This window comes from Pelagicoccus sp. SDUM812005 (assembly GCF_031127875.1).
In the GTDB taxonomy this organism is placed as follows: Bacteria; Verrucomicrobiota; Verrucomicrobiia; order Opitutales; family Opitutaceae; genus Pelagicoccus.
Genome location: NZ_JARXIA010000076.1, coordinates 1 through 593, shown reverse-complemented (window position 1 = coordinate 593; position 593 = coordinate 1). Strand labels below are relative to the sequence as shown.

Annotated in this window: 1 protein-coding gene; it reads right to left on the bottom strand. The window is 66.8% G+C overall.

Annotation, left to right across the window (positions count from 1 at the left end; translation table 11 throughout):
* Positions 1 to 593, bottom strand: a 593-nt coding sequence (locus QEH57_RS24755) for a zinc-binding dehydrogenase (protein ID WP_309009492.1), incomplete at both ends; no start/stop codon positions are given.

The following is a 593-nucleotide window of genomic DNA, read 5'->3' as shown; positions in this document are numbered from 1 at the left end:
TGGGTGACGAGGTCGGAGGGCTTGACGCCCCAGCGCACGAGGCGCTCGAGCAGCTCTTCCATGCGCCAGGTCGAGGTGACCCAGGAGCCGTAGATCGTCTTTTGGTCGTGGATCATGTCGGGGGACGGGTTCAGGTCCATGGTCCCGCCTTCGCCGATAAGCACGATCTTGCCCCATTTGCGGGTCGCTTGCACGGCGGTCTTGCGGGCGGCGTGGTGGGCGGAGCAGTCCACGGCTCTCTCGACGCCGTGTCCGCCGGTGAGGGCGCGGATTTGCTCGACGTTGTCGGAGCCTGCCTTGAGCACGTGGTCGCAGAGTCCGAGGTCCTTGGCGATCTGGAGGCGTTCGTCGATGGCGTCGGTGCCGATGATGGTCTTGGCTCCGAGAGCGCGGGAGAGAACGGCTGCGGCGAGGCCGACGGGCCCGAGGCCGGTAACGAGGACGGCGTCGTTGCCGCTGATGCCGATCTTCTCCAGGCCTTCGTAGACGGTGCCGAAGCCGCAGGCGACCTGGGCTCCGTCGACGTAGCTCAGCTCGTCGGGAAGGGCGAGCAGGTCCTTTTCTTCGGCGATCATGTAGGGAGCCATGCCGCC